The 13,293-nt window shown below is 66.5% G+C and carries 13 protein-coding genes and 1 tRNA gene; 5 read left to right on the forward strand and 9 right to left on the reverse strand.

From position 1 onward, the window contains the following. Positions 1–196: 196 nt before the first annotated feature. Positions 197–1,984 (forward strand): divergent polysaccharide deacetylase family protein, encoded by a 1,788-nt coding sequence (locus ACP150_RS15310; protein WP_424967535.1) that lies wholly within the window; start codon positions 197–199, stop codon positions 1,982–1,984. Positions 1,985–2,006: 22 nt separating this feature from the next. Here the strand turns inward: ACP150_RS15310 and trpE are convergent, their stop codons facing one another. The 8 genes from trpE to fabI form a co-directional block, all read right to left on the reverse strand. Further along, positions 2,007–3,524 carry an anthranilate synthase component I gene (trpE, locus tag ACP150_RS15315; RefSeq protein ID WP_424967536.1) on the reverse strand — a complete coding sequence of 506 codons (1,518 nt, stop codon included), beginning with the start codon at positions 3,522–3,524 and terminating at the stop codon, positions 2,007–2,009. 61 nt (positions 3,525–3,585) lie between these two features. Continuing rightward, complete coding sequence (locus ACP150_RS15320; protein WP_424967537.1) at positions 3,586–5,430, reverse strand: SurA N-terminal domain-containing protein; 1,845 nt, start codon at positions 5,428–5,430, stop codon at positions 3,586–3,588. Between the two features lie 185 nt (positions 5,431–5,615). Beyond that, on the reverse strand, positions 5,616–6,809 hold the full coding sequence (locus ACP150_RS15325) for an aminotransferase (RefSeq protein ID WP_424967538.1): 1,194 nt from the start codon (positions 6,807–6,809) through the stop codon (positions 5,616–5,618). Then, positions 6,806–7,798, reverse strand: coding sequence for a hypothetical protein (locus ACP150_RS15330; protein ID WP_424967539.1), 993 nt, complete (start codon positions 7,796–7,798; stop codon positions 6,806–6,808). The genes ACP150_RS15325 and ACP150_RS15330 overlap by 4 nt, the downstream gene beginning before the upstream one ends. A 54-nt stretch (positions 7,799–7,852) precedes the next feature. Continuing rightward, on the reverse strand, positions 7,853–8,356 hold the full coding sequence (gene gpt, locus ACP150_RS15335; protein ID WP_424967540.1) for a xanthine phosphoribosyltransferase: 504 nt from the start codon (positions 8,354–8,356) through the stop codon (positions 7,853–7,855). Between the two features lie 82 nt (positions 8,357–8,438). Beyond that, positions 8,439–9,050: a LysE family translocator gene (locus tag ACP150_RS15340; RefSeq protein ID WP_424967541.1), complete on the reverse strand. Its 612-nt coding sequence runs from the start codon at positions 9,048–9,050 to the stop codon at positions 8,439–8,441. Continuing rightward, entirely contained in the window at positions 9,047–9,658 is a 612-nt protein-coding gene (locus ACP150_RS15345; RefSeq protein WP_424967542.1) for a LysE family translocator, read from the reverse strand. The genes ACP150_RS15340 and ACP150_RS15345 overlap by 4 nt, the downstream gene beginning before the upstream one ends. Before the next feature lie 3 nt (positions 9,659–9,661). Continuing rightward, complete coding sequence (gene fabI, locus ACP150_RS15350) at positions 9,662–10,480, reverse strand: enoyl-ACP reductase FabI (RefSeq protein ID WP_424967543.1); 819 nt, start codon at positions 10,478–10,480, stop codon at positions 9,662–9,664. Positions 10,481–10,599: 119 nt separating this feature from the next. On the opposite strand from fabI, the gene pdxH reads away from it, so the two are divergent. From pdxH to ACP150_RS15370, 4 genes are all read left to right on the forward strand, one after another. Next, entirely contained in the window at positions 10,600–11,205 is a 606-nt protein-coding gene (gene pdxH / locus ACP150_RS15355; RefSeq protein WP_424967544.1) for a pyridoxamine 5'-phosphate oxidase, read from the forward strand. Between the two features lie 140 nt (positions 11,206–11,345). Next, positions 11,346–11,852 (forward strand): cold-shock protein, encoded by a 507-nt coding sequence (locus tag ACP150_RS15360; RefSeq protein ID WP_424967545.1) that lies wholly within the window; start codon positions 11,346–11,348, stop codon positions 11,850–11,852. 14 nt (positions 11,853–11,866) lie between these two features. Further along, entirely contained in the window at positions 11,867–12,364 is a 498-nt protein-coding gene (locus ACP150_RS15365; protein WP_424967546.1) for a DUF192 domain-containing protein, read from the forward strand. Positions 12,365–12,429: 65 nt separating this feature from the next. Beyond that, positions 12,430–12,506 (forward strand) — tRNA-Pro (locus ACP150_RS15370). Between the two features lie 150 nt (positions 12,507–12,656). Here ACP150_RS15370 and ACP150_RS15375 read toward each other — a convergent pair. Beyond that, positions 12,657–13,130, reverse strand: coding sequence for a hypothetical protein (locus tag ACP150_RS15375; protein WP_424967547.1), 474 nt, complete (start codon positions 13,128–13,130; stop codon positions 12,657–12,659). Positions 13,131–13,293: the final 163 nt, after the last annotated feature.

Consider the following 13,293-nt stretch of genomic DNA (forward strand, 5'->3'; position numbering starts at 1 on the left):
GGGTCAAGGCCCGGTCCTGCTGCAATGATGCGCGACGGGGACCATCCGGGCGCGATCCGGGCCTGAACCGGGCTTGATCCTGGGGCAGGGCTGCGGGATCCGCTTGCAATCACGGCGGGGGGCGCGATGATCGGGACAAGACGCATCGCGCCACAGGCGGCGCAGACGTCGGTTTGGCAAAGCAAGAGCGGATGGCATGGGCAAGGGGCTTTTATCAGGGCTGTTCTGGGGCGGCGCGGCGAGCATGATCCTGCTCGTGGCGGCATCGCTCTATTTTCCGCTGCGCGACCTCAATGATGCCATGACCCGCGGGCCTGTCTCGGGGGAGCGCAGCCTGCTTGCCGACCCGCCCGAGGCGTTGCCCGGGGCCGAACTGCAGGAAACCGCACCGGATCAGGCAGCCGCCCCGGAGGCCGGGGCGGATGATGCGGGACTGTCCCAGCGCGCATCGGGATCCGTGCCGCAGAGCACCGCGCCGCAAGCCCCCGGCCTGCGGCAGGTGGTCGACGCGCCGCCCGCAGGGCTCGATCCGCTGCCGCCCGTGGCCGCTGCAGAGCGTGATGTGGCCGTGGCCAGTGCCGCCCCGGCAGAGCCGAAGGCCGTGACCGCACCGGCGCCGGGACCTGATCTGACGCTTGCGCGTCCGTCTCCGGCAACTGCCATGCCCGGCGGCGCTGCCCCGGCTCTGGCCATGCCCGACACGGGCGGCGACCGGGTTCCGACCGCGTTGCCCGCGCCGGCCACGGACGTGCCGGTGGTGGCAAGTGCCGCGCCGGTTGCCACTGCCCCCGAGGTTACGGGCGCGGCAGCGCCGCGTCTTCCGATGGCGCAGCAGGCCGAAACAGCGCCCCTGTCACCGATGGCCATGGCAACGCCCGTTGAAGACGCGGCCGCTCCGCGCGCGCCTGACGCCCCGATGCGCGCTGCGCCGGAGGTCAGTGCCGCGCCGGAGACGCCGCGCCTTGCGGCACCCGTGCAGGCAGCGCCGCAAATCGCGGAGCAGGGCATCGCCGCGCCCAGCCCGGATCTTGCCCCCGCGGATCTGCCCCTGCCGCCGGTCGCGCCGCGCGCCGTGAGCCGCCCCGCACCCCCGCCGCAACCGCCCGCGCCGGAGCCTGACCTCGCCGTCCCGGCAACGGAGGAGGTCGCGCCGCCCAGCGGGGTCTTGCCCCGGCGTCTTGTGCTGGACAGTGAGCGGTTTGCCATGGCCGGGCCGGGGATCTCCGGCCGGATCCCACGGATCGGCGATGCGGGGACCACTCCGAGCGCTCTCCCCGACACGTCTCGCGCCGAAGCGGGGGCGCCGGTCGGGGCGTTGACCCGCAATGGTCAGGACTTCGCGGCGCCGAACACTGCATCTCTTCTGTCGATTCTGGTGGAGGCGTCGTCGGATGGCGGGCTCGATCCCGATGACCTGACCGCGCGGCGCCTTCCGCTGTCTGTGGCAATCGATCCGAGCCTGCCCGAGGCGGCCCGCCTTGCCGCCGGGATGCGGGCCGCCGGGCATGATGTTCTGATCACTCTGACGGGCCTGCCAAGCCGCCCCGAGCCGCGCGATATCGACGTGGCGCTCTCGGCGCATATCGCACGTCTGCCCGAAGCGGTCGGGGTGTGGGTGCCGCGCACGAGCCCGGTCCTGTCGGACCGGGTGTTGCTGCGCCACCTTTCCGAGGTTCTGGCCGAGACAGGCCATGGCCTGATCACGCCGGGCGGCGGGCTCGATGCGGCGGTGCAGGAAGCACGGCGTGCCGGGGTCCCGGCGGCTGCCAGCTTTGCCGAAGTCGCGGCACAGGACGCGCTTGCCCTGCGCCGCACGCTGGACCGCATTGCCTTGCGGGCGCGGACGGGACAGGGCGGCGTGGTGCAGGCGCTTAGCGGCCCGGATGTGCTGCGGATGCTGGCGGGATGGAGCGCGGGCTTGCCCGCAAACGAGGTCGCGGTCGCGCCGGTCTCGGCCTTCCTTCAGCGGGCGGCCACGCCCTAGCCGCGCGGGCCGACCGGGCGGCCTAGCCGTTGCCCTGCGCCCCGTTGGCGAAGAGCCCGGCCTGTTCGGCCGCCGTTCGGATCGCCTTGGACTTGTTGACGGTTTCCTGGAACTCGGCCTCGGGGTCGCTGTCAAACACAACGCCGCCGCCAGCCTGGATATAGAGCTTGTCGTCCTTCACCACCGCTGTGCGCAGAGCGATGCACATATCCATGTCGCCATTGGCCGCGAAATACCCGCAGCCGCCGCCATAGACGCCGCGCTTTTCCGGCTCCAGCTCGTCGATGATCTCCATCGCGCGGACCTTGGGGGCGCCGGAAACGGTCCCGGCGGGCAGACCGGCCAGCAACGCCGAGAGCGCGTCGTGATCCTCGCTCAGCTCTCCGACCACGTTCGAGACGATGTGCATCACGTGGGAGTACCGCTCGATGATGAACTCTTCAGTCGGGCGCACGGTGCCGATCTTGCTGACCCGGCCCGTATCGTTGCGCCCCAGATCGAGCAGCATCAGGTGCTCGGCCAGCTCCTTGGCATCGGCCAGCAGATCCTCTTCCAGGGCCTTGTCTTCGGCGGGTGTCTTGCCACGCGGACGGGTGCCCGCGATGGGCCGGATCGTGACCTCGCGCCCAAAGACCCGGACGAGGATCTCGGGCGAGGCACCAACGATCTGGAACCCGCCGAAATTGAAGTAGAACATGAACGGCGACGGATTGGTGCGCCGCAAGCTGCGATAGAGCGCGAAGGGCGGCAGGGGGAAGTCCTGCGTCCAGCGCTGGGATGGCACGACCTGAAAAATATCGCCCGCGCGGATATAGTCTTTGGCTGTCTCGACCGCGTCCAGATAGCCCTGATGGGTGAAGTTCGACACGGGCGCGCCCAGCTCGGCGGTCTCACCCAGATCGCGGCTCTCGCTGCTGGCGGCCCGTTCGAGGTCGCGTACCGCGTCCATCACCCGCTCCGCGGCCTGGGCATAGGCGGCGCGGGCCGATTGACCGGAGCTCGCCCAGACCGGCGAGACCACGGTGACCTCACCCTTCACCCCATCCAGCACGGCGACGACCGAGGGGCGCACCAGCACCGCATCGGGCAGGCCGAGCGGGTCGGGGTTCACATTGGGCAGATGCTCCACCAGCCGGATCATGTCATAGCCGAGATAGCCAAACAGCCCGGCAGCGATCGGGGGCAGGTCATCGGGCATGTCGATCCGGCTCTCAGCGATCAGGCTGCGCAGGGCAGTCAGCGGATCGGCCTCCAGCGTCTCGAAGGCGTCGGCGTCAAACCGGGCCGAGCGGTTGATCCGCGTGGTCTCGCCCCGGCATTCCCAGATCACATCCGGCTTCAGCCCTACCACCGAGTAGCGTCCGCGCACCTCGCCGCCGGTCACGGATTCCAGCATGAAGCTGTCCTTGCGGGCCCCGGCAAGCTTGAGCATCAGCGAGACCGGCGTGTCGAGATCAGCGGCCAGCCGGGTATAGACCACCTGGTTGCGGCCCTCGGCATAGGCGGCCTCGAAGGCGTCGTAATCTGGGATCAGGGCCATGGCGCGGTCTCGTTCTGGCAGGGGCTCGGGCGGTCGGCGGGCCGGGCTCGCCGCAGCAGGGTCAGGGGAACTGGGCCTGCACCGCGTCGATGGCGGCTTGATTGATGGTGATGCCCGCCTCGATCTGAAGCGCGGTGGCATAGGCGGTGAAGATGTCCTCGACGAGGCCTCGGTTGATGCTCTGGCCGAGCACGCCTTGCAGGAACTCCGCATCGGGATCCGCGTCATCCGGGGGCAGGATGCCATCGAGCTGGGCCAGATAGACCGCGCCATTACCGGGCACGAGGGCGACCGCATCGGTAGCGTCGAGCGCGAAGACCTCGGTCACGAGGCTGGGCGGCGTCTCCTCGATGAAGGCCTCGCGGGTAAGGGCGTCCTCTACCCGGGGGGTGAGACCCAGCGCGGCAAAGCTCTCGCCCGCGCGCAACCGCTCGGCCAGGCCTTCGGCCTCGGTCATCAGGGCGGCGTCGATTTGCGCGGCGCGCCAATGCTCGGCGACGGTATCGCGGATCTCTTCAAGTGGCTGGAGTCGGGGTGCAGTGATCCCATCGAGGCGAAGGGCGAAGACACCCCCGTCATCGAGGATCGAGATCTCCGGGAAGTCGCCATCGCGCAGGGATTGAACCGCCTCCTGGACCTCCGGATAGGCGGCGATGCCTTCGGTGCTGCCCGCGGCCAGCGAGAGAGAGCCCAGCTCCGCCGGGGTATCGGCAGCAAGCTCTTCGAGGGTGGCCCCACCGGCCAGCAGATCATCGAGCGCTTCGATCTCATCGGCCACGGCGCGGCGAGCCGCATCCCCCGCAAGGGTCGCGGTCAGCTCTTCGCGGGCCTCTTCGAAGCTGGTGATCTGGGCGGCGAGCAGGGCATTGACGCGGTAGAGCGCGGGACCGAGGGGCGAGGGCAGGGGGCCGACAACGCCGGTCTGGGTCAGACCGAACACGGCCTCGGCGACCTCGTCCTCCAGATCGGCGCGGGTCACTTCGCCCTGATCCACATCATCGAGGCTCAGACCGCGCGCGGCGAGCAGGGCATCGAAATCCTGACTGCCATCGGTGATCGCGGCAAGCGCCTCGGCCGCCTCGCTGTCGGAGTTGAAAACGAGCCGGTCGATCAGGCGCCGTTCCGGGCGCTGGTAGATGCTGGCGGCCGCGTCATAGGCCTGCCGCAGGTCTGCCTCGCTGGGGGCAACCTCGTCGAGCATCATCTCGGGGCTGAGCAGCACATAGGTGATCTCGCGGGTTTCAGGCAGGGTGAACTCCGCCGCATTGGCCTCGTGATGGGCCTGCAAGTCGCTGTCGGTCGGTTCGGGAATGTCGAGCGTGGCGTCCCCGGCCGCGAGCACGGCCCAGGTGAAATCGCGCCGCGCGCCAATGAAGTCGAACAGGGTCTCGGTATAGGTTTCGGGCACGCGCAGCGCCCCCGCCACGGCATTCTGCAGCAGGTTGCGGGCGGCCTCGTTGCGGATGCGGGCCTCGAACTGTTCGGGCGTCAGGCCGCTCGATTGCAGGGTGAAGGTATAGGCCTCGCGGTCAAAGGCGCCGTTCAGCCCGGAAAAGGCCGGAATCTGCTGGATCCGTTCGGCCACCCGTTCATCCCCGACGGAGATTCCCATCTTGGCGGCTTCGTTGTCGATGGCGGCGGTGTTCACGAGCTGGGCGAGAACCTGTCGATCGAGCCCGATCTGCCGCGCCTCGGCCATGGGCACCGCGCGGCCCGACTGCTGCGCCGCCGAGCGGAGCTGGTTCTGCAGGGCGCGGCCGTAATCGGTGACGGTGATCTCCGTATCGCCCACGCTGGCCACTTGCGAGTTGGAGCCGCCGAAGCTGGAGACACCGAAGCCCGCAAGCCCGAGGATCAGAAGGCCCATCAGAATGAACATGAAGATGTTGGAGGTTTTACCCTTCATGGCGTTGGTCTCTCCTCGAGCGGATCCGGCGTTGGGTCGGCGCAGATAACGTGGTGCGATGTGTTTAGGGGGTTGCGCCGATGGCGGCAAGCGGATGGCGGGCGCGGCGCGTCAATTCCGCGGCAAAGACGCGTGGGACGGGCGGATTGGGGGCCAGCCCCCAAACCCCCGGGATATTTCCGGACTTAAGATCGGGAGACGGGCGCGTAACCGGCAAGCCGGTCGGCGAGGGCGGAAATCCCTTGGGCATCGATATTGGCGAAGGCAAAGCGCATCTCGTCCCGGCCGCGCGCGGCGCCTTGGGGGGAGAACATGGTGCCCGGCAGGGCCAGCACGCCGATATCCGAGACCATGCGTTCCGCCAGCGCATCCGAAGCGATCCCCAGCCGGTGGCGGGCATAGCCGAAATAGGCGCCGCAGCCGAGCAGGTCCCAATCCGGCAAGTCCCGGAAGGCGGCTTCCATCGCGGTGCGGCGGGCCAGGATTTCCGCCCGTTCCCCGGCGAGCCAATCATCGAGATGCTGCAGCCCCCAGAGGGCGGCGCGCTGTCCCAACTGCGGGGCGCAGATCTGCACCGTATCCAGGAATTTCTCGACCTGGGCGAGGCGCGCGGGGGAGGTGGCGATGGCCCCGACGCGGTGGCCGGTCAGCCGGTAGGCCTTGGAGAAGGAGTAGAGCGAGATCACCGTCTCGTCCCAGTCGGGATCCTGCAACAGGCTATGGGGCGCGCCCGCGCGGCTGTCGAAGTCGCGATAGGTTTCGTCCACGATCAGGGCCAGCCCATGGGCGGCGGCGAGGTCGCGGAAGGCTGCGAGCAGGATGTCGGGATATTCGGTGCCGCAGGGATTGTTCGGGCTGACGAGCACGATGGCCCGGGTGCGCGCATCGATGAGCGCGGCAGCGGCCTTGGGGTCCGGCAGAAGGCTCGGCCCGGTATCGAGCGCCCGAGGCTCCAACCCGGTCATCTGCAGCCACATCTGATGGTTGAAATACCATGGCACCGGCAGGATCACGTTATCACCTGGCCCGGCCAGGGTGGAGATCACGGCGGCGAAAGCCTGATTGCAGCCCGAGGTGATGCCGATCTGCTGGTCCGAGACGGGGCCGCCATAGCGCCGTGTCATCGACGCGGCGAGGGTGTCGCGCAGCGCGGGCAGACCGAGGACGGGGCCGTAGAGGTGGCTGCCATCATCGTCCTCGATGGCCGCGATCATGGCGGCGCGCAGGGGGGCGGGCGGCGGTGCCACCGGGGCGGCCTGGCTGACATTGAGCAGTGCCAGACCTGCAGGCAGGCTGGCAGCGGCGAGCCAGCGCCGCGCCTCCATCACAGGCGGGGACTGGGTGGCGGTCATGCTGGGGGCGAGATGCGCGTGGGTCATGGCAGTGACCCGGGGGGTGGGGGCGGCGCGATGCGGAAGAGGCGGCAGAGACATGAGAAGCCCGCCAGATAGTAGAGCCCGGCACCGCGATAGAGGCGCGCGGCCACGAGCAGGGCTGTGGGCCAGACGATCAGCGCGTAGAATATCAGGATGGCGCTGCGCAGCGCGACGCCCTGACCGCGCGCCAGAAGATCGTTGGAGGCATGGATATAGGCCTCGACCACATCCGAACGCTCCGGAAAGCGCGCGCGCAGTTCGCGCATCTGGCTCAGCTCGAAGCAGTCATCCGGGCGCCCGAGCAGGTCCACAGCGGCCGAGGTCATCACGCAGGCGGGCTTGCAGCCCCCGGCGGTTGCGGCCTGCACCGCGTGGGCATTGGCCTTCTGGCGGGCGATGGGAATGGTCGGTGACAGGTGGCGCGTGTCGAACAGAGCAGTCATCTCGAAGCCCATGGCCGCGATCCGCACCTCAAGCTTTCGGCCATCCATCAGGTGCGTCCCGTCGCGAGGCAGGGGAATGTGGCTCCTCCCGCTCCGGGTGGCCGCCGTGATCGTCTGCACCGCTCCGTCATCGACCCTGACTGTCACGGGGAATTCTCCCCGCAGCGCGGCCCGTTTTTTAGACAGCGCCTCGGATCCTGCGGAGGGCCAGCCGATCACCATCATCTCGGGCGTTGCGGCATCGGGCTGAAACTCGTAGGACAGCGAGGCCTGCGAGACATCGACATTCGGGCGTTGCCCCTCAAACAGCAGGTCGCGCGAGACACTGCTCCGGCGCAGGGTGTAATGGGACAGGCGCGTGTTGCGCAGGATATCCTCGTCATCCTTGTCCCCAGTGACCGAGAACTCGGCAATCGTATCCGGAGTGTCCGCAGGCAGGCTGGGGTGCAGCCGCGCCATGATCACGTAAAGATCGCTGCAATCCGGATAGACCGTCTCGGCCCCCATGGCGGGCCCCGCCACGGAGGCAGCCGCAGTGGCCTGGATCATCTGGCGTCGCGTATAGGGGGCCATGGGTGTTGCAAGCTCCTCTGGTCTGCGGCGCTATGCGCCGCGATAGGGCTCAACATATTGCAGGGCCATGTCCCAGGGAAAGAAAATCCACGTATCCTGGCTCACGCCTGTAATGAAGGTGTCCACCATGGGCTCGCCCTTGGGCTTGGCGTAGACGGTGGCAAAATGCGCCTTGGGATACTTGGCGCGCACCACTTCGAGGGTGCGGCCGCTATCGACCAGATCATCGATGACCAGCACGCCGGTGCCATCGCCCATGAGCCCGGCATCGGGCTCGTTGAGTACGGTGGTCTGGCCCTGGGTCTGGTGGTGATAGGACTGCACCGAGATCGTGCCGACCTGCCGGATGTCCAACTCACGCGCCACGATCATCGCCGGAGCCATGCCGCCACGGGTGATCGCGAGAATCATGCGCCAGGCGCCATCCTCGCCCGGGCCGCGCTTGTCCAGCCGCCAGGCCAGCGCCCGGCTGTCCCGGTGGATCTGGTCCCAGCTGACGTGAAACCCTTTTTCATGCGGCAGTTGGTCGGTCATATCCCTCTCCGTCCCCAGTGCTCTTGTTGTGTCTCTATGACAGGTTGCGTGAAGTTGCCACTGCTCTTGGCGCGGTCCGGCCTCAGGTCAGGGCGATGCGCGCGCCCACCGTGGCCAGCGCCACGCTCAGCACCCGGTCCGAGACGCATTTCATTCGCAGATAGAGCGCCCGGGGCGCAGGCAAGGAAAAGAGCCGCGCCACGATGACGTACCAGCCGGTTTCGACCACGAAGACCGAGGCCAAGACGATGGCCATCTCGAGCCCGGTCGCATCGGCAGGCAGGATGCCGATGAACACGGCGCCGAAGAAAACCGGCACCTTGGGGTTCGACAACTGGGTCACGAGCCCGAAGCGAAACACCGACCAGAGGGAGCGGGTGCGCCCGCTCGACAGCGTCGGCAGCGGGTCGGGCGCGTGGCGCCACATCATGAAGGCCACAAAAAGGAGGAACCCCGCGCCGGCGAGTTTCAGAACAGTCAGGAGGACGGGCATGACCTGAAACACGAGTGCCAGACCGAAGAGCGCGGTACCCGCCCAAATCATCGCACCCGCACCAAAGGCGACAGCAAGGGCAAGGGCAGACTTCAAACCCTCGGCGGCGGCCACGCGTGTGATCACCACGAAAGAGAGGCCGGGACTGATTGCGGCCATCAGATGGATCAATGCGATGGAGGCAAAGGCCGCCAGTGTCATGGCGTCCGGTCCAGCAAGAGGCGCAGACCAAGCCCGCCCAGCACAGCCGCCGTCAGCCGGTCGAGATGGGTTTTCGCCGCCTGATAGGCGCGGCGCGCCCGCGGTCGGCTGAGCGCGACCGCCAGCAGGCTATAGACCGCGATCTCCATCATGAGGTGGTTGAGCGCGACAAAGGCGATCTGGGCTGCGCCGAGGTCGGGCGGGAAGATCACCACCAGAACGCCTGCCGCAAAGAGCACGGATTTCGGATTGGCGAAATTCACCGTAACCCCCCGGCGAAAGGCCCGGCGCGGCGTCACGCGGGGCACGGCGCCGAGTGGGGCCTTGGCGGTCTTCCAGGTCCCCCAGGCGATCCAGATCAGGTAGAGCGCCCCGAGGGTCTTCATTACCAGATAGGAGGCCGGAAAGAGCGCAAAGAGAAGGTCGAGCCCCAGAAGCGCCGCCAGCGTCCAGAGCGCTGCCATGCTGCCCAGCCCGATGCCTGTCCAGATCGCGCTGCGCCGGTCCACCGAGATGGCGGTCTGCGTCAGCACCAGAAGGGCCGGCCCCGGGCTCGCCATCGCCACCAGCAAAGCGGCGTTGAAAGCGAGGATCTGGGACAGCTCCATCGCTTACTTCCGGCCTGTCACCGCGTCGATATCCGGGGCGTCCACCGCCTTCATGCCGACGACGTGATAGCCTGCATCCACGTGATGCACCTCGCCGGTCACCGCGCTCGACAGATCCGACAGGAAATAGAGCGCCGATTTGCCGACCTCATCCTGTGTCACCGTCCGGCGCAGGGGGGCGTTGAGCTCGTTCCACTTCATGATGTAGCGGAAATCGCCGATGCCCGAGGCGGCCAGGGTCTTGATCGTGCCCGCGCTGATGGCGTTGACGCGGATGTTCTGCTTGCCGAGATCCTCGGCCAGATACTGCACGCTGGTCTCCAGTGCGGATTTCGCAATGCCCATCACATTATAATGCGGCATCACCTTCTCGGCGCCGTAATAGGTCAGCGTCAGGAGCGAGCCCCCATCGGTCATCAGCTTCTCGGCGCGCTGGCACACGGCGGTGAAGGAATAGACCGAGATATCCATGGTCATGCGGAAATTGTCCGCGCTGGTGTCGACATAGCGCCCGCGCAGCTCGGACTTGTCCGAGAACCCGATGGCATGGACCACGAAGTCCAGCTTGCCCCAACGCTCGGCCAGACCGTCGAACACCGCGTCCAGCGAGGCCGGATCGCTCACATCGCAGTCAAAGAGCTCGGTCACCCCCAGCTCGGCCGCCAAAGGCTCGGCCCGCTTACGAAACGCTTCGCCCTGATAGGTGAAGGCCATTTCGGCGCCCTGGTCGGCCAGGGCCTTTGCGATGCCCCAGGCGATCGACTTGTCGTTGGCGAGCCCCATGATCAGGCCGCGTTTTCCGTGCATCAATCCCGTTGACATCTGTCGTCCCTTGTCCGCCGCATGCAATTCGGCACCGTTTAGGCGATCAAGTTCTTTGCTTCAAGGGAACGCTGTGCCACATACCAGCGGAACACTGCAGCAAGGCAACAGAGGCTGAGATGGCGGAACGCACCGGGATATTTGCAGGAGAGGATCCGTTTGCTCTGGCGCGCGCCTGGCTGACCGAGGCCGAGGCGAGCGAGCCCAACGATCCCAACGCCATCGCGCTGGCCACGGTCGACGCCGCCGGTCTGCCCAATGTGCGCATGGTTCTTCTGAAAGAGATCGAGGCGGATGCCTTCGTGTTCTACACCAATTACGGCTCGGCCAAGGCGCAGGAGATCGATAGCGCGGGGCAGGCGGCCTTTGTCATGCATTGGAAGTCCCTGCACCGGCAGATCCGCGTCCGCGGACCGATCACCCGCGAGGACGGGCCTAAGGCCGACGCCTATTATAACAGTCGTTCGCTGCAGAGCCGCATCGGCGCCTGGGCCTCCGAGCAATCCAAGCCCCTCGAGAGCCGCGGCAGTCTGATGGCGAAGGTTGCGAAAATCGGTCTGGAAAAGGGGCTTTCGCCGGAACGGCCTCCCTTCTGGGGCGGGTATCGGTTGCGCCCGGTCGAAATGGAGTTTTGGGCCGATGGCGATTTCCGGTTACATGATCGTTTTCGGTGGGTCCGCGAGAATGATGAAAAAACTTGGAAAATCAACCGGTTGAACCCGTGACCTGGCGGCGCACCCCGCGCAACCCCTTTGAAAGACAAAGTTTTTGTTGCACGCACCGTTAACACATGTGACCATTAACAAATCAGGACCACTCCCTGACTTAACCTTGCGTAACCCGGATCACTGCCGTGCAGAAGCCTATGACTAGCAGTCCAGTTGTTTACGGGACCGTCAAATGGTTTGACCCTAAAAAGGGCTTCGGCTTTGTGGTTGGCGAGGCGGATGGCCCCGATATTTTGCTGCATGCCAATGTCTTGCGGAATTTCGGGCAAAGCTCGGTCGCCGATGGTGCGCAGATCCAGATCCGTGTGCAGGAGACCCCCCGCGGCGTTCAGGCCGTGGAAGTGGTTGCAATCACCCCGCCGGAACTCGACGAGGATGTCTCGGGCCCGCTGGGCGCTGCGCAGAACTTCGATGATGTTCCCATGGTGCCGGGCCGGGTGAAATGGTTCGACAAGGTCAAGGGCTTCGGCTTTCTGAACGTCTTTGGCGGGGATGAAGACATCTTCGTGCATATGGACGTGCTGCGCCGGTGCGGTTTCTCGGACCTGCAGGCGGGCGAAGCCGTGGCCGTGCGCATCGGCGAAAGCGAGCGCGGGAGCCTCGCGCTCGAGGTGCTGAGCTGGGACGCCGCGCAATCCGAATGAACTCGTATCTGACAATGCCGGACCTGGGTGCCTTTGGCGCGCGGGCTTTGCGGTATGTGGCGATCTGTGCCGCGCTGTGTCTGGGCGGGGCTGCCCATGCGGCCTGTGCGCCGGACCGTGTGACCCTGCAGGGGCCTTGGGGGCAGGCGCAGTTCACGATCGAGCTGGCCGATGACGATGCGGAACGGGGCCGGGGCCTGATGTTCCGCGAAAGTATGCCTCAGCGCGCTGGCATGCTCTTTGTCTATGAGCGGCCGCAATCGGTGTCTTTCTGGATGCGCAACACTCTGATCCCGCTCGACATGATCTTTGTCGACAAAACCGGGATCGTGCAGCGGGTGCATTCCAACGCCGTGCCGCTGGATGAAACCCCGATCTTTGGTGGCGACAATATCCTTGCGGTGCTTGAGATCAATGGCGGGCTCGCGCTGCAATACGGCATCGCGGCGGGCACGCTCCTGCAGCATCCGTCCTTTGACCAGAGCACGGCCGCCTGGCCATGCGACGACTGATCCCGCTGCATCCCGGCGAAATCGCGCTTTTCAATCCCGGTCAAGGAAGCTAAGCACTGCCTCGTCGGGGCGTAGCGCAGCCTGGTAGCGCGACGGTTTTGGGTACCGTAGGTCGCAAGTTCGAATCTTGCCGTCCCGACCATCAGCAAAACCCACCGCAACGGCCTTTCTAACGGCACATCCGGTAATATGGATGGACCGGGCCTCGGCACGTGCGCCTCTCACGCGATGGTGGTCCTTCGACGTTTTGTGCGACGGCCTGATCCGAGGCGGCATATGCCACCCCGCGGGATCAGGCGGACAAGCGTTTGCGCAAGGCCAAGCCGCCAAGTGCCGAGAGCAGCAGCAGCAGCGCAGGCGGCAGCGGCACCGGGGGCACGTCGGGCGTCGGGCGTTCTTCCTGGCTCGGGGGCGTGGGGGGCTCTTCGAAGGGCGGAAAAAAGGGCGGCTCCTCGGCGGGCGGCGTCGGATCGGGCATGATCGTGTCGGCCACGCTGGTGGAGCCATCGTCATCCCCACCATTCAGCACGAGAATGGCGATCAGGATGCCGGCCAGAACGGCCACGACCACGGGGTCGATGGCCGGCACAGCGGGCGCGGGTGTCAATGGCGTTGCCACGGGGACAGGGGCCGGAGCCCGCGCCGCAACCGGAAAGGCATACTTGCCCCCGATATAGGCGTCCTTGGTCACCGCGAGATAAGCCCCCTGCGCGTCATGGGCGACCACCACGGCAGAGGCTGGACTTGTCAGGGCGCACATCGCCATGACCGCCAGGGGGCGGAGAGGGTTAAGAGTCATCAAACAGTCTCACTCGTTACAAAACTGAGACCGTGCGAACCAATACACGGCGCTCTGGATACAGGATTTAGTAAAACTTTGTGTTTTTTTTAAGGTACTAGTTCACACAACTCCCGTGACGTTGCGTTTT

This window comes from Dinoroseobacter sp. S375, from assembly GCF_049800775.1.
Taxonomy (GTDB): Bacteria; Pseudomonadota; Alphaproteobacteria; order Rhodobacterales; family Rhodobacteraceae; genus Dinoroseobacter.

Coding starts and splice junctions, on each gene's coding strand:
- ACP150_RS15310 (WP_424967535.1), top strand. CDS start 197: ATGGGCAAGGGGCTTTTATCAGGGCTGTTCTGGGGCGGCGCGGCGAGC.
- trpE (WP_424967536.1), bottom strand. CDS start 3,524: ATGGCCCTGATCCCAGATTACGACGCCTTCGAGGCCGCCTATGCCGAG.
- ACP150_RS15320 (WP_424967537.1), bottom strand. CDS start 5,430: ATGAAGGGTAAAACCTCCAACATCTTCATGTTCATTCTGATGGGCCTT.
- ACP150_RS15325 (WP_424967538.1), bottom strand. CDS start 6,809: ATGACCCACGCGCATCTCGCCCCCAGCATGACCGCCACCCAGTCCCCG.
- ACP150_RS15330 (WP_424967539.1), bottom strand. CDS start 7,798: ATGATCCAGGCCACTGCGGCTGCCTCCGTGGCGGGGCCCGCCATGGGG.
- gpt (WP_424967540.1), bottom strand. CDS start 8,356: ATGACCGACCAACTGCCGCATGAAAAAGGGTTTCACGTCAGCTGGGAC.
- ACP150_RS15340 (WP_424967541.1), bottom strand. CDS start 9,050: ATGACACTGGCGGCCTTTGCCTCCATCGCATTGATCCATCTGATGGCC.
- ACP150_RS15345 (WP_424967542.1), bottom strand. CDS start 9,658: ATGGAGCTGTCCCAGATCCTCGCTTTCAACGCCGCTTTGCTGGTGGCG.
- fabI (WP_424967543.1), bottom strand. CDS start 10,480: ATGTCAACGGGATTGATGCACGGAAAACGCGGCCTGATCATGGGGCTC.
- pdxH (WP_424967544.1), top strand. CDS start 10,600: ATGGCGGAACGCACCGGGATATTTGCAGGAGAGGATCCGTTTGCTCTG.
- ACP150_RS15360 (WP_424967545.1), top strand. CDS start 11,346: ATGACTAGCAGTCCAGTTGTTTACGGGACCGTCAAATGGTTTGACCCT.
- ACP150_RS15365 (WP_424967546.1), top strand. CDS start 11,867: ATGCCGGACCTGGGTGCCTTTGGCGCGCGGGCTTTGCGGTATGTGGCG.
- ACP150_RS15375 (WP_424967547.1), bottom strand. CDS start 13,130: ATGGCGATGTGCGCCCTGACAAGTCCAGCCTCTGCCGTGGTGGTCGCC.